Genomic DNA, 18,013 nt, shown 5'->3' with positions numbered 1-18,013 from the left:
TCTTGCTCATAAAGTGGTCGATTATAACCACACCCGGCCCCGGACGACAGGCAACAGCGCAGGCCAAATGGATCGAATCGATAAAACCATCGTTTTATCGCGGCAAACTCTCTATCCCAGGGACTTGCGATTGAAATCACGCAGACGAAAGCCTTGCAGCAGCAACATCCCGAAGTACACCACCACGCCGGCAACCACCAAAATGCCCAGGCGCATGAAGCGCTCCAGCATATGGCCTTGGTCCCAGGCGGGCATAAAGTGCATCAGGCCCAGCAACACGGCCGACATGGTCGCCACCGCCACGAGCAGCTTGAGGGCGAACATGCCCCAGCCCGGCTGCGGCTGATACATCTGTTGTTTACGCAGTTGGTAAAACAACAGGCCGGCATTGATGCAGGCACCAGCGCTGATGGCCAGGGCCAGGCCGGCGTGAGCCAGCGGACCGATGAACACCAGGTTAAGCAGTTGAGTGACGATCAAAGTGAAGATTGCGATCTTGACCGGTGTGCGGATGTTTTGCTGGGCGTAAAACCCCGGCGCCAGCACCTTGATCACAATAATGCCGAGCAGCCCGACGGAGTAGGCGACCAGCGCACGCTGGGTCATCGAGGCGTCAAACGCGCTGAATTGGCCGTATTGAAACAGCGACACGGTCAGCGGTTCGGCCAGGATGCCCAAGGCCAGAGAACACGGCAGTACCAACATAAAGCACAGGCGCAGGCCCCAATCGAGGATCCGCGAATACTCCTGGCGGTCCTTGCTCGCATAAGTGCGCGATAAGGTTGGCAGCAAAATGGTGCCCAGGGCCACCCCGAGCACGCCGGATGGCAGCTCCATCAGACGGTCGGCGTAGTACATCCAGGACACTGAGCCTGAAACCAGCAACGAGGCGAACGCGGTGTTGATGATCAGCGAAATTTGACTGACGGAGACCCCGAGGATCGCCGGCAACATATTGCGCATCACGCGCCAGACGCCAGTGTCCTTGAGGTTCAGGCGCGGCAGCACGAGCATGCCGATCTTTTTCAGGTGCGGCAGCTGGTACAGCAATTGCGCCAGGCCACCCGCCAGCACCGCCCAACCCAGGGCCATCACCGGCGGATCGAAGTACGGCGTGAGGAACAGCGCAAAAATAATCATGCTGACGTTCAGCAGCGTCGGCACGAAGGCTGGCACCGAGAAGCGGTTCCAGGTGTTGAGGATCGCCCCAGCCAGGGACGACAGGGAAATCAGCAATATATAAGGAAAGGTCACGCGCAGCAGATCAGTGGTCAGCGCGAATTTTTCCGGGGTATTGGCAAAACCCGGCGCCGTGGCCCAGATCACCCAGGGCGCGGCGAGCATGCCGGCGATGGTGATCAGCATCAGCACCAGCGTCAGCAGGCCCGAAACGTACGCGATAAAGGTGCGGGTGGCTTCTTCGCCCTGCTGGTTTTTGTACTCGGCCAGAATTGGCACGAAGGCCTGGGAAAATGCCCCCTCGGCAAAGATGCGTCGCAGCAGGTTGGGCAGTTTAAAGGCAATAAAGAACGCATCCGTGGCCATGCTGGCGCCAAAAATGCGCGCCAGCAGGGTGTCGCGCACGAACCCCAAAACCCGGGAGATCATCGTGATAGAGCTGACGGCAGCCAACGATTTGAGCAGATTCATTGAAAGAGTTTGCGCCTATAGATAAAGAGCAGGCGAACAAAGCGCCCACTTATGCGATACTGCGCGCCTGCAACAGCACAGAGCCAAAGCTCGCGAGTTTACAGGTCAAGCGCCGGAAATAAATCACCCGCCTCTTCAGATCGACCACTCAGCAGTTCGCATCAGCCGCCCTTGACAACCCATCAAGTCATCGGCATGATTCGCGGCCTATTTTGTTTGCTATTTCCTAAAAAGTCTTTCGAGGAGCTCGACGGTGGCCAACACACCTTCCGCCAAAAAACGTGCAAAACAGGCTGAGAAGCGTCGCAGCCACAACGCCAGCCTGCGTTCCATGGTTCGTACCTACATCAAGAATGTAGTTAAAGCCATCGACACCAAAGACGCTGAAAAAGCCCAAGCTGCTTACGTTCTGGCCGTGCCAGTTATCGACCGTATGGCCGATAAAGGCATCATCCACAAGAACAAGGCCGCTCGTCATAAGAGCCGCCTGAATGGCCACATCAAGGCTCTGAACGTCGCTGCAGCAGCCTAAGTGGTAAAAACTGCCACGTAGCCCAGGCCGCGTAACAGTTAAGAAATGCCCCGCACCGAAAGGTGCGGGGCATTTTTGTTTGTGCCGCATATAGGGCGTGCGCAGTGCAATGTGGGAGCGGGCTTGCCCGCGATTACAGCGTGTCAGTCACCGAATACTTGGCTGATACACCGCTATCGCGAGCAAGCCCGCTCCCACATTTGGACTGGGGGACATTTTCAATGCACAAAAAAACGCCCCGAACCAGTCGGGGCGTTTTTGCTACCTATTGATCAAACCACAATCAATGGTGATGACCGCCTTCACCGTGAACGTGGCCGTGGGCCACTTCTTCCTGGGAAGCGTCGCGGATGGCAACGATCTTCACTTGGAAGTTCAGGCGCTGGCCAGCCAGAGGGTGGTTACCGTCAACGGTCACGTCATCGCCGTCCAGATCGCGGATGGTGACGATCTGCATTTGGCCGTCCGGCGCGGAAGCGTGGAACTGCATGCCCACTTCCAGCTCGTCAACGCCTTCGAACATGCTGCGGCTCAAGGTGCTGACCAGTTCGGCGGAGTATTCGCCGTAAGCGTCTTCAGGTTCTACGGCGACGGTCAGTTCGTCACCGACGCTCTTGCCTTCCAGAGCCTTTTCCAGGCCCGGGATGATGTTACCTGCGCCTTGCAGGTAGACCAGCGGCGCGCCGCCGGCGGAGCTGTCGATGACCTCACCAGCGTCGTTGGTCAGGGTATAGTCGATGGAGACAGCCTTGTTAGCGGCGATCGTCATGGGGCGAGACCTTTTGCATAAGAATGAAGAACGGACAAGTCTAAACAAGGATTTGCCCGAAAGCGAACACAACCCGGACAGACGGGACCGATCAACGGCATCCTTCATCCTCGGATTCCACCAGGATGACGACCGGCACTGGGTCGCCGAGCTGTCCTGCGGCCACACCCAGCACCTGCGCCACCAACCGCCATGGCAGTCGCGCGCCTGGGTACTGGACCCCGCGCAACGCCTTGAAAAAATAGGCCAACCCTTTGCGTGTGGCTGGTGTGCGCAAGCGCTCGAATAACGATAACCTTGGCGTCTGATTCCCGGTAGGCGCTCAACCATAGAGCGCCACCGAAGCCATGCACCTCCAGAGAATTCGCATGCAGACTTTTTTTATCGCGCCCACCGATTTTGGTGTGGGTCTGACCTCCATCAGCCTTGGGCTGGTGCGTACCCTTGAACGGGCCGGGCTGAAAGTCGGTTTCTTCAAACCCATTGCCCAGCCGCACCCGGGCGACACCGGCCCCGAGCGCTCCACCGAGCTGGTGGCCCGCACCCACGGCCTGAAACCGCCCCAGCCTTTGGGCCTGGCCCATGTAGAGCGCATGCTCGGCGACGGCCAGCTGGACGAGCTGCTGGAAGAAATCATCACCCTTTACCAGCAAGCCGCCGTGGGCAAGGACGTGCTGATCGTCGAAGGCATGGTGCCAACCCGCAGCGCCAGTTATGCGGCGCGGGTCAACCTGCACCTGGCCAAGAGCCTGGATGCGGAAGTGATCCTGGTCTCGGCGCCGGAAAACGAGGTGCTCACCGAGCTCTCTGGCCGCGTGGAATTGCAGGCGCAACTGTTCGGCGGCCCCAAAGACCCGAAAGTGCTGGGCGTGATTCTCAACAAAGTGCGCACCGACGAAAGCATGGAAGCGTTCTCGGCGCGCCTCAAAGAGCATTCGCCACTGTTGCGCAGCGGTGACTTCCGCCTGCTTGGCTGCATCCCGTACCAGCCCGAACTCAACGCGCCGCGCACCCGCGACGTGGCCGACCTGATGGGCGCACAGATCCTCAATGCCGGCGACTACGAAACCCGGCGCATGACCAAAATCATCATCTGCGCGCGCACCATGCGTAACACTGTGGAGCTGCTCAAGCCCGGCGTGCTGGTGGTTACCCCTGGCGATCGCGACGACATCATCCTCGCCGTCAGCCTGGCCGCGATCAACGGCGTGCCGCTGGCCGGCCTGCTGCTGACCAGCGACACCCTGCCCGACCCGCGCATCATGGATCTGTGCCGGGGCGCGTTCCAGGCCGGGCTGCCGGTGTTGTCGGTGAGCACCGGCTCCTACGACACCGCCAACCAGCTCAACAGCCTTAACAAAGAAATCCCGATTGATGACCGCGAGCGCGCAGAAATCATCACCGATTTCGTCGCCAGCCACCTCGACGCACGCTGGCTGCACCAACGTTGCGGCACGCCACGGGAGATGCGCCTGTCGCCGGCCGTGTTCCGCTACCAGTTGATCCAACGCGCCCAGGCCGCCAACAAACGCATCGTGTTGCCCGAAGGCAGCGAGCCGTTGACCGTGCAAGCTGCCGCCATCTGCCAGGCGCGCGGCATTGCCCGTTGCGTGTTGCTGGCCAAACCGGCGGATGTGGAAGCGGTGGCCCGCGCCCACGGCATCGAGCTGCCCGAAGGCCTGGAGATTCTCGACCCGGACCTGATTCGCCAGCGTTATGTCGAACCGATGGTCGCGCTGCGCAAGAGCAAGAGCCTCAACGCACCGATGGCCGAGCAGCAACTGGAAGACACCGTGGTGATCGCCACCATGATGCTCGCGCTGGATGAAGTGGATGGCCTGGTCTCCGGCGTCATCCACTCCACCGCCAACACCATCCGCCCTGCCCTGCAGCTGATTAAAACGGCGCCGGGCTGCACCCTGGTGTCGTCAGTGTTCTTCATGCTGTTCCCGGAGCAGGTGCTGGTCTACGGCGATTGTGTGATGAACCCGCACCCGAGCGCGGCGGAACTGGCGGAAATCGCCCTGCAAAGCGCCGACTCGGCCGCCGCGTTCGGCATCACCCCGCGCGTGGCGATGATCAGCTATTCCAGCGGCGATTCGGCCAGTGGCGAGGAAGTGGAAAAAGTCCGCGAAGCCACCCTGCTCGCCCACGAACAGCAAAGCTCGCTGCTGATCGACGGGCCGTTGCAATACGACGCCGCCGCCAACGAAACCGTGGCCCGGCAACTGGCGCCCAACAGCCTGGTCGCCGGCAAAGCCACGGTGTTTGTGTTCCCAGACCTGAACACCGGCAACACCACGCACAAGGCCGTGCAGCGCAGCGCCGATTGCGTAAGCCTGGGGCCGATGCTGCAAGGCCTGCGCAAACCGGTGAACGACCTGCCGCGCGGCGCTCAGGTCGACGACATCGTGTACACCATCGCCCTGACTGCGATTCAAGCCGCCAACCGACCTATGGATATTTAAATGCTGGATTTTCTACCTGCCGCCGTGCGCGGGGTGATCGCGTCCTTGTTGTTGGCGCTGAACACGATTGTGTTGTGCTCGTTTCTGTTTATCGTCGCGCTGTTCAAGGCGCTGCCATTTGCCAAGCGCTTCAGCGAATGGCTGATGAACCACACCCACGAAGCCTGGGTCACCAATAACAAGGGCTGGATGAACCTGGTACGGCGCACGCGCTGGCACCTGACCGGCCTTGAAGGGCTGGACTACGAGCACTCGTACCTGGTGACCAGTAACCACCAGAGCTGGGTGGACATCATGGTGTTGCAGTACGTGCTCAATCGACGGATTCGCCCGCTGAAGTTCTTCCTCAAGCAGGAGCTGATCTGGGTGCCGGTGATTGGCCTGGCGTGGTGGGCGCTGGGCTTCCCGTTCATGAAGCGCTACACCAAGGCGTACCTCGAGAAACACCCGGAAAAGAAAGGCAAAGACCTGGAAACCACCCGCAAGACCTGTGCGAAGTTTCGTGACAACCCGGTGGGCATTTTCAACTTTGCCGAAGGCACACGCTTTACGCCGGGCAAGCATGCGCAGCAGAAATCCCCATTTCGCTACTTGCTCAAACCTAAAGCCGGCGGCATTGCGTTTGTGCTGGACGCCATGGGTGAGCAGTTGAAGTCCCTGGTCAACGTGACTATTCACTACCCTGCCGGGCGCCCTGGGTACTGGGACTTGCTGTGTGGGAATGTGAAGGATGTGGTGGTGCACTTTGAAGAAGTGCAGATTCCGGCCGGGTTTATCGGCAAGAATTATGAGCAGGACGGCGAGTACCGGTTGGCGTTTCAGGGCTGGATCAACCAGCTGTGGGAAGACAAGGATGCGTTGCTGGACAAGCTGCACACCGATTTCCCAGGCAAACAATAATCAACTGTGGGAGGGGGCTTGCCCCCCTCCCACAGTTGGCCGAGTTGTCTTCAAGACTCCATGAAAAAGCCCGCCACCGAGTCATCGGTGGCGGGCTTTTTTTGTGGCGGCGAGGTTTAGATCGCGCCGCGCTGACGCAACAGCTCCAGCACTTGCTTGACGCTGTCTTCCAGCGACGTGGCCTGGGTGTCGATCACCAAGTCGGCATTCAACGGCACGTCGTACGGGAAAGACTCGCCAGGGATGTTATCCCCACCCGCCGCGTACAGGCCTTGCGGATCACGCTCGGCGCACACCAGCGGCGACGCTTGCACATAGACGGTGAGCAGGCGGTCGGCGCCAATCAGCGCCTTGGCCTGTTCGCGGCCCTCGGCGTCCGGGGCAACGAACGCGGCCAGGGTCAGCAGGCCGGCTTCGTTGAACTGGCGCGCCACGTGAGCAGCGCGACGCCAGTTTTCAGTGCGGCCGCTTCGATCCTGCGGCAACCCTTTGTTCAGGTCGTGACGCAGGTTCTGGCCATCCAGTACGAACACCGCACGGCCCATGTCGAACAGCTTGCGCTCAACCGCGTAGGCCAAGGTGCTCTTGCCCGCGCCCGACAGGCCGCTGAACAACACGGTGGCCGGCTGCTGGCCGAAGCGCAGAGCGCGTTCTTCAGTGGCGACATGAGCAAGGCTGCCGTGTTGTGCTGAACCACCATGTTGGACCGGCGGCGCGATGATCATGCCCGCGGCCACCGTGCCGTTGGTCAAACGGTCGATGACGATAAACGCACCGGTGGTGCGGTTACTGTCGTAACCGTCCAGCGCGATGGCGGCGTCGAGGCTGACCTTGACCCGGCCGATCTCGTTCAACTGCAGCGAACTCGCCGGGCCTTCGGCCAGGGTGTTCACGTCCACGCGGTGCACGATGCTGGTGATGGAACCCGGCACGTAGCTGGTCGCGCGTTTGATGTCGTATTTCTTGCCCGGCAGCATGGGCTCTTCGGCCATCCACACCAGCATGGCGTCGAAGGCGTCGGTCACTTGCGGCACGTTATCGGCATGCACCAACAGGTCGCCACGGGAGATGTCGATCTCGTCTTCCATGGTCAGGGTCACGGCCTGGCCAGGGCCTGCGTGCTCCAGCTCACCTTCGAAGGTGACGATGGATTTGACGCGGCTGCTCTTGCCCGACGGCAGCACCACGACTTCGTCGCCCTTGTGCACAATGCCGCTGGCCAGGGTGCCGGCGAAACCACGGAAGTTCAGGTTCGGACGGTTGACGTACTGCACCGGGAAACGCAGGTCGGTGTAGTTGCGGTCGTTGGCGATCTCGACGGTTTCGAGAATTTCCATCAGCGACTGGCCGGTGTACCAGGGCGAACGCTCGCTCTTGTTCACCACGTTGTCGCCCTTGAGCGCCGACATCGGCACGAAGGCCAGGGTGCTTGGCTTGAACGCGATACCGTCGGCAAACTTCAGGTAATCGGCCTTGATCTGCTCGAATACGCTTTGGTCAAAGCCGTTGATGTCCATCTTGTTGATGGCCACCACGATATGTTTGATGCCCAGCAACGAGGCGATAAAGCTGTGGCGACGGGTCTGGGTCTGCACGCCATAACGCGCGTCGATCAGAATGATCGCCAGGTCACAGGTGGAGGCGCCGGTGGCCATGTTGCGGGTGTACTGCTCATGGCCGGGGGTGTCGGCAATGATGAATTTGCGCTTGGCGGTGGAGAAGTAGCGGTAGGCCACATCGATGGTGATGCCCTGCTCGCGCTCGGCCTGCAGGCCGTCGACCAGCAAGGCCAGGTCGATGTCATCGCCGGTGGTGCCGGATTTCTTCGAATCGCGGGTGATGGCTTCCAGGTGATCTTCGTAGATCATCTTGGAGTCGTGCAGCAGGCGCCCGATCAGGGTGCTCTTGCCGTCGTCGACGTTGCCGCAGGTCAGGAAGCGCAACATTTCCTTGCGCTCGTGCTGGCCCAGGTAGGCGAGGATGTCCTCGCTGATCAAATCAGATTGATGCGACATTGGTGACAGCCCCTTAGAAATAACCCTGACGTTTTTTATCTTCCATCGAGCCTGCGCCATCGTGGTCGATGACACGGCCCTGGCGCTCGGAAGTTCGCGTCAGGAGCATTTCCTGAATGATGTCCGTCAGCGTCTCGGCTTCGGACTCCACCGCGCCCGTCAACGGGTAGCAGCCCAGGGTACGGAAACGTACTTTCTTTTTGACGATTCGGGCTTTGTCTTCGTCGGACAAGTGCTCGAGGATGCGGTCGTCGTCGATCATGATCAACGTGCCGTTCTTCTCGATCACGTCGCGTTCGGCGGCGAAGTACAGCGGCACAATTGGAATGCCTTCCAGGTAGATGTACTGCCAGATGTCCAGCTCAGTCCAGTTGGACAGCGGGAACACACGGATCGACTCGCCCTTGTTGACGTTGCCGTTGTAGACGTTCCACAGCTCCGGGCGCTGGTTTTTCGGGTCCCAACGGTGCTTGCTGTCGCGGAACGAGTACACGCGCTCTTTGGCGCGGGATTTCTCCTCATCGCGACGGGCACCGCCGAAGGCTGCGTCGAAACCATGCTTGTCCAATGCCTGCTTGAGGCCTTCGGTTTTCATGATGTCGGTGTGCTTGGCGCTGCCGTGGGTGAACGGGTTGATGCCCTGCGCCACGCCGTCCGGGTTGACGTGGGTGATCAGGTCCAGGCCAAGCTCTTCGACCATTTTGTCGCGAAACTTGTACATCTCCTGGAATTTCCAGCGGGTGTCGACGTGCATCACCGGGAACGGCAGCTTGCCCGGGAAGAACGCCTTGCGCGCCAGGTGAAGCATCACGGCGGAGTCTTTACCGATCGAGTAGAGCATCACCGGGTTGTCGAACTCGGCGGCGACCTCGCGGATGATGTGGATGCTTTCCGCCTCCAGCTGTTTCAGATGCGTCAGTTTGTCGACCATGGCTACTCACGGAAAAACGATCTTATGGACGGCCAGCGGGCCGTGTTCGAGCGGGGCATGCTAGCACAGCACCTTCTTCTATTCAGGGAGCTGGCTAGATCGAAACGGTATATGAATATGCCACCTGGTTTGGCGTGAAACCCGGTCAACTGCGGGAGCTGGCTTTTGTGGGAGCTGGCTTGCCTGCGATACAGGCACCTCGGTCAGTCAGGTAAATTGAGGTGATGCTATCGCAGGCAAGCCCGCTCCCACATTGGGCCTGCGGCGAGGCTTAGATCGGGTTCGGGCAATCGATGAACAGATGCTCCAGCGCGAAACGCCGCGCCAGGTACTCGCCCAACGCCTGCACGCCATAACGCTCGGTGGCGTGGTGCCCGGCGGCAATAAAGCTGATGTCGTTTTCCCGCGCGCTGTGAAAGGTTTGCTCGGAAGCTTCGCCGCTCAGGTACAAGTCGACGCCTGCCGCAATCGCGTCGTCGATGTAACCCTGACCGCCGCCGGTGCACCAACCAACGCGGCGGATCATTTCGCTGCCTTCGATCAGCAGCGGCTCACGGCCCATCACGTCCTGCACACGGCGGGCAAAGTCGCGGGGCGACAGGGGCTCGGCGAGGGAACCGACCAGGCCGACGATTTTGGGGTTGCTCGGGTCCAGCGGGCCTTCGACGGTAATGTCCAGCTGCCGGGCGAGTTGCACGTTATTGCCCACGTCCGCGTGCAGGTCCAGCGGCAGGTGGTAGGCGAGCAGACTGATGTCGTGCTTGAGCAGGGTTTTCAGGCGGCGCTGTTTCATGCCGGTGATGCACGGGTTTTCGCCCTTCCAGAAATAACCGTGGTGCACCAGCACCAGGTCGGCCTGGGCTTCGACCGCGGCATCCAGCAGCGCCTGGCTTGCGGTCACGCCGCTGACGATGCGCATCACCTGCGGACGGCCCTCGACCTGGAGGCCATTGGGGCAATAATCGGCAATTTTTGCGCTGCCAAGGTAGCGGTCCGCTTCCTCGACGAGGGTGGTAAGGGGGACGGCCATAAAAGACTCCTAAATATCCCGTTCCGAGGCGCTCGCAGCCTCGTATAATGCGCGACATTATGGGCGCTCTCCCGCCCCCTGCAACCTGTCAGGACTTACTTGATGCTTAAGGCACTGCGTTTTTTTGGATGGCCATTGTTGGCTGGCGTGCTGATCGCGATGCTGATTATTCAGCGTTATCCCCAGTGGGTGGGCTTACCCAGCCTTGATGTGAACCTGCAACAGGCACCGCAAACCAGTTCGGTGGTGCAAGGTCCGGTGACTTATGCGGACGCCGTGGTCATCGCCGCACCCGCCGTGGTCAACCTGTACACCACCAAGGTCATCAACAAACCGGCGCATCCGCTGTTTGAAGACCCGCAATTTCGCCGCTATTTCGGCGACAACGGCCCCAAGCAGCGCCGCATGGAATCCAGCCTGGGTTCCGGCGTGATCATGAGCCCCGAAGGCTACATCCTCACCAACAACCACGTGACCACGGGTGCCGACCAGATTGTCGTGGCCCTGCGCGACGGCCGCGAAACCCTGGCCCGCGTGGTTGGCAGCGACCCGGAAACCGACCTCGCGGTGTTGAAGATCGATTTGAAAAGCCTGCCCTCGATCACCATCGGGCGCTCCGAAGGGCTGCGCGTCGGTGACGTGGCACTGGCGATCGGCAACCCGTTTGGCGTCGGCCAGACGGTGACCATGGGCATCATCAGCGCCACCGGGCGTAATCAGCTGGGGCTCAACAGCTACGAAGACTTTATCCAGACCGACGCGGCGATCAACCCGGGCAACTCCGGCGGCGCGTTGGTGGATGCCAATGGCAACCTGACCGGTATCAATACGGCGATTTTCTCCAAATCCGGCGGCTCCCAGGGCATCGGTTTTGCGATCCCGGTGAAGCTGGCCATGGAAGTGATGAAGTCGATCATCGAGCACGGCCAGGTAATTCGCGGCTGGCTGGGCATCGAAGTACAGCCGCTGACCAAGGAATTGGCTGAGTCGTTCGGTTTGACCGGACGCCCGGGCATCGTGGTCGCCGGGATCTTCCGCGACGGCCCGGCGCAGAAAGCCGGCCTGCAACTGGGCGATGTGATCCTCAGCATCGATGGTGAACCGGCCGGTGATGGCCGTAAGTCGATGAACCAGGTCGCGCGGATCAAGCCGACCGATAAGGTGGCAATCCAGGTAATGCGCAACGGCAAAGAGCTCAAACTGCTGGCAGAAATCGGCCTGCGCCCACCGCCGGCGCCGGTGAAAGAAGAGGAATAACGGGGTTGGGAGCCCGTTCGCGGGCTCCTGTAACCTAATATTTCAAAAGAAATCCATTCTCATTAGGCATGTTATATTGTTTCAATATAGACATTGGAACGCTCTATCATGCCGCCTCGTAGATTTACCCCACTGGCTGGTCTGGCCTTGGGATTGTTGCTCGACCCCGCCTACGCCGAAAACAGCTACGCCAAAGACAACACTGTCGAACTGGACACCATCAGCGTCACCGGCGACACCTATGAATCTGCCACGGGCCCCGTCAAAGGCTATCGCGCCACCCGCTCTGCCAGCGCGACCAAAACTGACACGGCCCTGCGTGACATCCCACAATCGATCAGCGTGATTCCCGCCACGGTGCTCAACGACTTGGGCAGCACCAATGTCGAGCGCGCCCTGGAATTCGCCGGCGGCGTGTCCAAGCAAAACAACTTCGGCGGCCTGACGCTTTATGAGTACAGCGTGCGCGGCTTCACCACTTCGCAGTTCTACCAGGATGGTTTCAGCGCCAACCGTGGCTACCCGAGCACGCCAGATGCGGCCAATATCGAGCGCATTGAAGTGCTCAAAGGCCCCGCCGCCAGCCTCTACGGGCGTGGCGATCCCGGCGGCACCGTCAATATCGTCAGCAAAAAACCCCAGCCGCAAGCCTTCACCACCGTGCAAACCAGTGCCGGCAGCTGGGACCGCTACCGCACAGCCCTTGATGTGAACACGCCACTGGACAGCGACGGCCGCATGCTGTCGCGCGTGAACCTGGCGGTGGAAGACAATCACAGCTTTCGCGATCACGTTGACGCCAAGCGCGTATTCGTCGCGCCGTCTTTCAGCTGGCAATTGGACCCGGACACCCACCTGCTTGTGGAAAGCGAGTTCGTGCGCCACAGCTCAACCTTCGACCGTGGCATCGTCGCGCCGCACGGCATGTCCCGCTCCACCTTCCTCGGCGAGCCCAACGACGGCAACATCCGCAACCACAACAACCGCCTCCAGGCCGCCGTGGAACACCACCTCAACGACGCCTGGCAACTGCGCCTCGCCAGCCACTATAAACAGGGCAGCCTGTGGGGCGACGCCTCGGAAAGCCGCGCGCTGAATGCCGACGGCCACACCGTCAACCGCCGCTACCGCCAACGCTCCACCGGCTGGCATGACAGCATTACCCAGCTCGAACTGCGCGGCCTGTTCGATATCGGCAGTTGGCAGCATGAACTGCTGATCGGCAGCGAGTACGAGGACTACCGCAAAAAAGAACGCGTGACGGCGATTGCCGGCAGCCTCTACCCCATCGACATCTATAAACCGATCTATGGCCAGACCAAACCCAACGGCGCGCGCTCCGGCACCGACGTTTTCGAACAGGTGAAGAGCCAGGCACTGAACCTGCAGGACCAGATCGTTTTCACCGACCGCCTGCGCGGCATGCTCGGTGCGCGCTTCGAGCACGTCGAACAAAGCACCGATGACTTCACCCGCAACCACGCCAAGGGCCGGCAAACCCACGATGCCCTGACCCAACGCGCCGGCTTGCTCTACCAGCTCACGCCGCAGGTCGGCGTGTTCGCCAACGCGTCAACGTCGTTTAAACCGAACAACGGCCTGGATGCCGGCGGTAAATCCTTCGAGCCAGAAGAAGGCGTCGGTTATGAAATAGGGCTCAAGAGCGAGCTGTTCGACGATCGCCTGAGCACCACCCTCGCCGCCTTCCACATCGAAAAGAAAAATGTCCTCGCCCTCGATCCCGCCACCGACACCCAGCGCGCCATGGGCAAGGCGCGCAGCCAGGGTGTAGACCTGCAACTGAGCGGGCAAGTGACCGACGCCGTACGCGTCATCGGCGCCTTCGCCTACATCGACGCCGAAGTGACCAAGGGCGACAAAGCCATCCCCACCGGCAGCCGAATTCTCGGCGTGGCCAAGCGCAGCGCCAGCATGCTGAGCGTGTATGAATTCCAGAATGGCGTGTTGCGCGGCTCGGACCTGGGCGCAGCGTTCACCTACGTCGGTGACCGCTCCGGCGAGGCCGGCAGTCGTTTCGAACTGCCCGCCTACCACACCGTCGACCTGCTGGCGCATTACAAAGCCAGCGACAACGTCACCGTGGGCCTGAATCTCAACAACGTATTCGACGAAAAGTACTACGAGCGCTCCTACAGCAACTACTGGGTCACGCCCGGTGAGCCGCGCAACGTCACCGTCAGCCTGACCCTCAACCTGTAAAAGGACGCTCCCATGCAAGCCTTGAAATCCCTGGCCGTGCTCGGCCTGCTGTTTGCCAGCCAAGTTTCTGCCCACGGCCTGTGGACCGAACAGCGGCGCGGCAATATCGAAGTGATCTACGGCCACGGCGCCGAGGACAACGCCTTCAAGGCCGAGAAAATCAGTGGCGCCTGGGCGTATGACGCCAGCGCCAGGATGATCCCGGTCAGCGTAGAACGCCTTGCCGACCACGCACGCCTCAAGCCGCTCAAATCGCCCGCCGTTTTAGCGGTCGCCCTGGATAACGGCATGTGGTCGCAGACGCCGGACAAGAAGTGGATCAACCAGGGCCGCCGCCATGTGCCGGGGGCGATTGCATCGACCCAGACCTTCAAGTACAGCCTGGCGATTTATCAGCCGGGGGCGAAGTTGCCGAAGCTGGATCAGATCAAGCTGCTGATCCTGCCTGAAGTGGATCCGCTGACCGTAGGACCTGGCCGGTCACTGCCGGTGCGTGTGCTATTGGATGGCAAGCCTGCGGCGGGGATCAAGCTGGTGGGCGACTATCGCAATGCACCAAACACCTTGAGCACCGAGACCGACAAAGACGGTCGCGCCCAGGTGCTGGTGCGTAACGAAGGGTTGAATGTGATCGCGGCGCAGGTGGAGATCCCGCTCAAGGACAATGCCGATGTGGCGACGCGCGGGCTGTTCAGTTCGCTGACGTTCCTGGGTGAACCGCATCACGAATAAACCCTACAAAACACTGTGGGAGCGGGCTTGCTCGCGAAGGCGCTGCATCAGTCAATACATTCGTTGACTGACACCTCGCATTCGCGGGCAAGCCCGCTCCCACAGTTGAGCTCTATCGTTTCGACAATCTGCCTAGAGTGCCAGCGGCGCTCTTTCACACAACGTGTTCAGCGCCGCAGCCCACTGCGGATCATCATTGAGGCACGGCACCAACACCAACTCCTCGCCCCCTGCTTCGCGGAACTGCTCCAACCCACGATCACCAATCTCTTCCAGCGTCTCAATGCAATCGGCAACAAACGCCGGGCACATCACCAACAGCTTTTTCACGCCTTGCTGGGCCAGGGCTTCCAGGCGGGCTTCGGTGTAGGGTTCGATCCATTTCGCCCGGCCCAGGCGCGACTGGAATGCCACCGACCACTTGCCATCCGGCAGGCCCATGCGCGCGGCAAATTCCCGTGCAACGCTGAAGCATTGCGCGCGATAGCAGGTGGCAAGCACCTCGGGCGACGCGTTCTGGCAGCAGTTCGCATCCTTGAAACAATGCCCGCCGGTGGGGTCGAGCTTTTTCAGATGACGCTCGGGCAGGCCGTGAAAACTCAGGAGTAAATGATCGTAATCCTGCTCGACATACGGCCGGGCGCTCGCAACCAGTGCCTCGAGATATTCCGGCTGATCGTAAAAGGGCTGCAGGATCGAAAATTGCACGTTGAGCTTTTTGTCGCGCACCACACGCTTGGCTTCTTCAATCACGGTGGTCACGGTGCTGTCGGCAAACTGCGGGTACAACGGCGCCAGGGTGACTTTCTTAATCCCCTGGGCGGCCAGGCGCGTCAGCGTCGTTTCAAGCGACGGTTCGCCATAACGCATCGCCAGCTCAACCGGGCCCTGCGTCCACTGCGCGGTCATTTGCTGCTGCAAACGACGACTCAAGACTACAAGCGGTGAACCCTCGTCCCACCAGATCGACGCGTAGGCATGCGCCGACTGCTCGGGGCGCTTGATCAGGATCAGCGACACCAGCAACCGCCGCACCGGCCACGGCAGGTCGATCACGTAAGGGTCCATCAGGAACTGATTGAGGTAGCTGCGCACATCGGCCACCGAAGTGGAGGCCGGTGAACCCAGGTTGACCAGTAACAACGCGTGATCCGTCATGCAACATCCTATGGCTAGAGGCGGCTGGACAAGTCTTCCAGGGCCGCGTGCAACTCAGTGAACTGAAAAGTGAAACCGGCCGCCGACAGCCGTTCGGGCACGGCTTTTTGCCCGCCGAGCAACAACCCGGACAACTCACCCAGCCCGACCTTCAATGCAAACGCCGGCATCGGCATGAACGCGGGACGGTGCAGCACCTGGCCCAGGGTCTTGGCGAATTCGCGGTTGCGCACCGGGTGTGGCGCGCAGGCATTATAAGGACCGCTGGCGTCCGCCTTGTGCAGAAGAAAATCAATCAGGGCGATTTGATCTTTGATATGAACCCACGGCATCCACTGCCGACCATCGCCGATCGGCCCGCCCAGCGCCAGCTTGAACGGCAATAACAACCGCGACAAAAAGCCGCCTTTCGCCGCCAGCACAAGGCCGGTGCGCACCAGCACCACGCGGATGCCCATGGCTTCGGCGCGCAGGGCCGTTTCTTCCCAGGCGATACACAGCTGGCTCGGGAAGTCGTCCTGCACCGGGCCGCTGGCCTCGGTCAATTCGCGCTCGCCGCCGTCGCCGTACCAACCGACCGCCGAACCGGAAATCAGCACCTGCGGTTTTTGCGCCTGGCCTTCCATCCACGCCAACAGCGTTTCGGTGAGGCTGATGCGGCTGCTCCACAACAGGGCCTTGCGCCTTTTGGTCCAGGGCCGATCAGCAATGGGCGCGCCAGCCAGATTGACCACCGCATCCACGCTGCCGATCACGTCTTGCAAGCGGCCAACGCCCAACACTTGCGCACCGCACCACTTGGCAACGGTGTCCGGTTCACGGCTCCAGACGGTCAAGCGATGCCCTTGGGCAAGCCAGCGTTGGCAAAGCTGGCGACCGATCAAGCCGGTACCGCCGGTCAGCAAAATATGCATGGGACACTCCTCATGTAACGTTCGCCGCCGATCACTGGTCTATTTTATAAGCAGGGATCAATTGCAATCGGGCGCGGCTGTTGGTTAAGCCTCAGCTTTAACCATAGGCCACGCCGTAAGAACAGGTACGCCAAAACTTATACCAAAAAACAATATTGTACAGCTATTGGTGTCGGCGTAGTCTGTACCCAACGGTAAAACGAGGCCTCCCATGACTGTTCCCATCGCGATCATCGGCACCGGCATCGCCGGTCTCTCCGCCGCCCGAGCGTTACGAGACGCGGGGCACGCTGTACAACTCTTCGATAAAAGCCGCGGCAGCGGCGGCCGCATGTCCAGCAAGCGCAGCGACGCCGGCGCGTTGGACATGGGTGCGCAATACTTCACCGCCCGCGACCGGCGCTTCGTCAACGAGGTGCAACGCTGGCAAAGCAACGGCTGGGCCGAGCAGTGGAAACCCCAGCTGTACAACTTCAAGTCCGGTCAGCTCACGCCCTCTCCCGACGAGCAAATTCGCTGGGTCGGTACGCCGCGCATGAGTGCTATCACCCGTGCGCTGCTGGACGATTTGCCGGTGGAATTCGGTTGCCGCATCACCGAAGTGTTCCAGGGCAAACAGCATTGGAACCTGCTGGACGCCGACGGCGGCAATCACGGCCCGTTCAGCCACGTCGTGATTGCCACGCCGGCGCCCCAGGCCACCGCGCTGCTCGCCGCCGCGCCCAAGCTGGCGGGTGCCGCTGCTGGGGTGAAAATGGACCCGACCTGGGCCATCGCGCTGGCTTTCGACAAACCTTTGGATACACCGATGGAAGGCTGTTTCGTCCAGGACAGCCCGCTTGACTGGCTGGCACGCAACCGCAGCAAACCCGGGCGCGATACCACCCTCGACACGTGGGTGCTGCACGCCACGAGCGCGTGGAGCAAGGCGCACCTGGACTTGCCCAAAGAAGCCGTCATCGAACACCTGCACGGCGCCTTCGCAGAACTGCTGCACAGCGCCATGCCCGCGCCTTCTTTCAGCCTGGCGCATCGCTGGCTGTACGCGCGACCCTCCAGCGCGCATGAATTCGGGGTACTGGCCGATGCTGACCTGGGCTTGTATGTGTGCGGCGACTGGTGCCTGTCCGGTCGGGTCGAAGGCGCATGGCTCAGCGGCCAGGAAGCGGCGCGACGCCTGATCGAGCACCTGCAATGAACCGCATCAATCCCGCCAAACTGCTGCTGTCGAAGTGGACAGCAGCGCGTCCTCGCAACAAGGAGAAACACTTCTTGGTCACCGAATTGTTTCGTGACGAGGAAGGCACTGTGCTGGAAATCGAGCTGCAAGCCGTCATGACTCGCCGTGCTGAACGCCTGGCCTGGCAAACCCTGCAGAACGCCGAAGACTGGCGAATCGGCTGGAAGTAGGTTGCCCGAAAATACTTGTACAAAATA

The 18,013-nt window shown here is 60.8% G+C and carries 16 protein-coding genes; 9 read left to right on the top strand and 7 right to left on the bottom strand.

Going from position 1 to position 18,013, the window contains the following annotated elements:
• Positions 1 to 111 precede the first annotated feature (111 nt).
• Positions 112 to 1,650, bottom strand: a complete 1,539-nt coding sequence (gene murJ / locus AB5I78_RS04430; RefSeq protein WP_369302560.1) for a murein biosynthesis integral membrane protein MurJ — start codon at positions 1,648 to 1,650, stop codon at positions 112 to 114.
• Between the two features lie 253 nt (positions 1,651 to 1,903).
• Here murJ and rpsT point away from each other — a divergent pair, with 253 nt between their 5' ends.
• Positions 1,904 to 2,182, top strand: coding sequence for a 30S ribosomal protein S20 (gene rpsT, locus AB5I78_RS04425; protein WP_003171647.1), 279 nt, complete (start codon positions 1,904 to 1,906; stop codon positions 2,180 to 2,182).
• A 283-nt stretch (positions 2,183 to 2,465) separates the two neighbouring features.
• Here the strand turns inward: rpsT and AB5I78_RS04420 are convergent, their stop codons facing one another.
• Positions 2,466 to 2,951: a peptidylprolyl isomerase gene (locus AB5I78_RS04420; RefSeq protein ID WP_027606858.1), complete on the bottom strand. Its 486-nt coding sequence runs from the start codon at positions 2,949 to 2,951 to the stop codon at positions 2,466 to 2,468.
• Here AB5I78_RS04420 and AB5I78_RS04415 point away from each other — a divergent pair.
• From AB5I78_RS04415 to AB5I78_RS04405, 3 genes are all read left to right on the top strand, one after another.
• The gene (locus AB5I78_RS04415) at positions 2,950 to 3,240 is read left to right on the top strand and encodes a DUF3565 domain-containing protein (protein WP_242195076.1); all 291 of its coding nucleotides are present in this window, start codon (positions 2,950 to 2,952) and stop codon (positions 3,238 to 3,240) included. The two genes, AB5I78_RS04420 and AB5I78_RS04415, sit on opposite strands and share 2 nt — an antisense overlap.
• A gap of 79 nt (positions 3,241 to 3,319) precedes the next feature.
• Positions 3,320 to 5,419 carry a phosphate acetyltransferase gene (gene pta, locus AB5I78_RS04410; protein ID WP_106578583.1) on the top strand — a complete coding sequence of 700 codons (2,100 nt, stop codon included), beginning with the start codon at positions 3,320 to 3,322 and terminating at the stop codon, positions 5,417 to 5,419.
• Positions 5,420 to 6,319 carry an acyltransferase gene (locus AB5I78_RS04405; RefSeq protein WP_369302559.1) on the top strand — a complete coding sequence of 300 codons (900 nt, stop codon included), beginning with the start codon at positions 5,420 to 5,422 and terminating at the stop codon, positions 6,317 to 6,319.
• 116 nt (positions 6,320 to 6,435) lie between these two features.
• Here the strand turns inward: AB5I78_RS04405 and cysN are convergent, their stop codons facing one another.
• From cysN to AB5I78_RS04390, 3 genes are all read right to left on the bottom strand, one after another.
• A complete protein-coding gene (gene cysN, locus AB5I78_RS04400) occupies positions 6,436 to 8,334 on the bottom strand; it encodes a sulfate adenylyltransferase subunit CysN (protein WP_369302558.1) in 1,899 nt (632 codons plus the stop codon).
• 13 nt (positions 8,335 to 8,347) lie between these two features.
• Positions 8,348 to 9,265, bottom strand: coding sequence for a sulfate adenylyltransferase subunit CysD (gene cysD / locus AB5I78_RS04395; protein ID WP_017137614.1), 918 nt, complete (start codon positions 9,263 to 9,265; stop codon positions 8,348 to 8,350).
• 271 nt (positions 9,266 to 9,536) lie between these two features.
• Positions 9,537 to 10,295, bottom strand: coding sequence for a Nif3-like dinuclear metal center hexameric protein (locus AB5I78_RS04390; RefSeq protein WP_145165589.1), 759 nt, complete (start codon positions 10,293 to 10,295; stop codon positions 9,537 to 9,539).
• 102 nt (positions 10,296 to 10,397) lie between these two features.
• Here AB5I78_RS04390 and algW point away from each other — a divergent pair, with 102 nt between their 5' ends.
• The 3 genes from algW (at position 10,398) to AB5I78_RS04375 (ending at position 14,504) form a co-directional block, all read left to right on the top strand.
• Positions 10,398 to 11,552: a Do family serine endopeptidase AlgW gene (algW, locus tag AB5I78_RS04385; RefSeq protein WP_369302557.1), complete on the top strand. Its 1,155-nt coding sequence runs from the start codon at positions 10,398 to 10,400 to the stop codon at positions 11,550 to 11,552.
• 108 nt (positions 11,553 to 11,660) lie between these two features.
• The gene (locus AB5I78_RS04380; RefSeq protein WP_369302556.1) at positions 11,661 to 13,772 is read left to right on the top strand and encodes a TonB-dependent siderophore receptor; all 2,112 of its coding nucleotides are present in this window, start codon (positions 11,661 to 11,663) and stop codon (positions 13,770 to 13,772) included.
• Between the two features lie 12 nt (positions 13,773 to 13,784).
• Positions 13,785 to 14,504: a DUF4198 domain-containing protein gene (locus AB5I78_RS04375; RefSeq protein ID WP_145165587.1), complete on the top strand. Its 720-nt coding sequence runs from the start codon at positions 13,785 to 13,787 to the stop codon at positions 14,502 to 14,504.
• 132 nt (positions 14,505 to 14,636) lie between these two features.
• On the opposite strand, the gene hemH is transcribed toward AB5I78_RS04375, so the two are convergent.
• Complete coding sequence (gene hemH / locus AB5I78_RS04370) at positions 14,637 to 15,662, bottom strand: ferrochelatase (protein ID WP_106578576.1); 1,026 nt, start codon at positions 15,660 to 15,662, stop codon at positions 14,637 to 14,639.
• Between the two features lie 14 nt (positions 15,663 to 15,676).
• Entirely contained in the window at positions 15,677 to 16,576 is a 900-nt protein-coding gene (locus AB5I78_RS04365; RefSeq protein ID WP_369302555.1) for a TIGR01777 family oxidoreductase, read from the bottom strand.
• A 211-nt stretch (positions 16,577 to 16,787) separates the two neighbouring features.
• On the opposite strand from AB5I78_RS04365, the gene AB5I78_RS04360 reads away from it, so the two are divergent.
• Together AB5I78_RS04360 and AB5I78_RS04355 are read left to right on the top strand one after the other, a co-directional pair.
• The gene (locus AB5I78_RS04360; RefSeq protein WP_106578574.1) at positions 16,788 to 17,774 is read left to right on the top strand and encodes an NAD(P)/FAD-dependent oxidoreductase; all 987 of its coding nucleotides are present in this window, start codon (positions 16,788 to 16,790) and stop codon (positions 17,772 to 17,774) included.
• A complete protein-coding gene (locus tag AB5I78_RS04355; protein WP_106578573.1) occupies positions 17,771 to 17,986 on the top strand; it encodes a TIGR02450 family Trp-rich protein in 216 nt (71 codons plus the stop codon). The genes AB5I78_RS04360 and AB5I78_RS04355 overlap by 4 nt, the downstream gene beginning before the upstream one ends.
• Positions 17,987 to 18,013 lie beyond the last annotated feature (27 nt).

It is taken from the genome of Pseudomonas sp. N2-3-1-14 (assembly GCF_041228395.1).
Lineage (GTDB): Bacteria > Pseudomonadota > Gammaproteobacteria > Pseudomonadales > Pseudomonadaceae > Aquipseudomonas.
This window is presented reverse-complemented; position numbering and strand designations above follow the sequence as displayed.

What these genes read in the sequence shown, in the direction of transcription:
- AB5I78_RS04390 (WP_145165589.1), bottom strand. Translation starts at nt 10,295, where the DNA reads ATGGCCGTCCCCCTTACCACCCTCGTCGAGGAAGCGGACCGCTACCTT.
- AB5I78_RS04380 (WP_369302556.1), top strand. Translation starts at nt 11,661, where the DNA reads ATGCCGCCTCGTAGATTTACCCCACTGGCTGGTCTGGCCTTGGGATTG.
- pta (WP_106578583.1), top strand. Translation starts at nt 3,320, where the DNA reads ATGCAGACTTTTTTTATCGCGCCCACCGATTTTGGTGTGGGTCTGACC.
- AB5I78_RS04415 (WP_242195076.1), top strand. Translation starts at nt 2,950, where the DNA reads ATGGGGCGAGACCTTTTGCATAAGAATGAAGAACGGACAAGTCTAAAC.
- AB5I78_RS04375 (WP_145165587.1), top strand. Translation starts at nt 13,785, where the DNA reads ATGCAAGCCTTGAAATCCCTGGCCGTGCTCGGCCTGCTGTTTGCCAGC.
- hemH (WP_106578576.1), bottom strand. Translation starts at nt 15,662, where the DNA reads ATGACGGATCACGCGTTGTTACTGGTCAACCTGGGTTCACCGGCCTCC.
- murJ (WP_369302560.1), bottom strand. Translation starts at nt 1,650, where the DNA reads ATGAATCTGCTCAAATCGTTGGCTGCCGTCAGCTCTATCACGATGATC.
- cysN (WP_369302558.1), bottom strand. Translation starts at nt 8,334, where the DNA reads ATGTCGCATCAATCTGATTTGATCAGCGAGGACATCCTCGCCTACCTG.
- AB5I78_RS04355 (WP_106578573.1), top strand. Translation starts at nt 17,771, where the DNA reads ATGAACCGCATCAATCCCGCCAAACTGCTGCTGTCGAAGTGGACAGCA.
- AB5I78_RS04420 (WP_027606858.1), bottom strand. Translation starts at nt 2,951, where the DNA reads ATGACGATCGCCGCTAACAAGGCTGTCTCCATCGACTATACCCTGACC.
- AB5I78_RS04365 (WP_369302555.1), bottom strand. Translation starts at nt 16,576, where the DNA reads ATGCATATTTTGCTGACCGGCGGTACCGGCTTGATCGGTCGCCAGCTT.
- AB5I78_RS04405 (WP_369302559.1), top strand. Translation starts at nt 5,420, where the DNA reads ATGCTGGATTTTCTACCTGCCGCCGTGCGCGGGGTGATCGCGTCCTTG.
- algW (WP_369302557.1), top strand. Translation starts at nt 10,398, where the DNA reads ATGCTTAAGGCACTGCGTTTTTTTGGATGGCCATTGTTGGCTGGCGTG.
- cysD (WP_017137614.1), bottom strand. Translation starts at nt 9,265, where the DNA reads ATGGTCGACAAACTGACGCATCTGAAACAGCTGGAGGCGGAAAGCATC.
- AB5I78_RS04360 (WP_106578574.1), top strand. Translation starts at nt 16,788, where the DNA reads ATGACTGTTCCCATCGCGATCATCGGCACCGGCATCGCCGGTCTCTCC.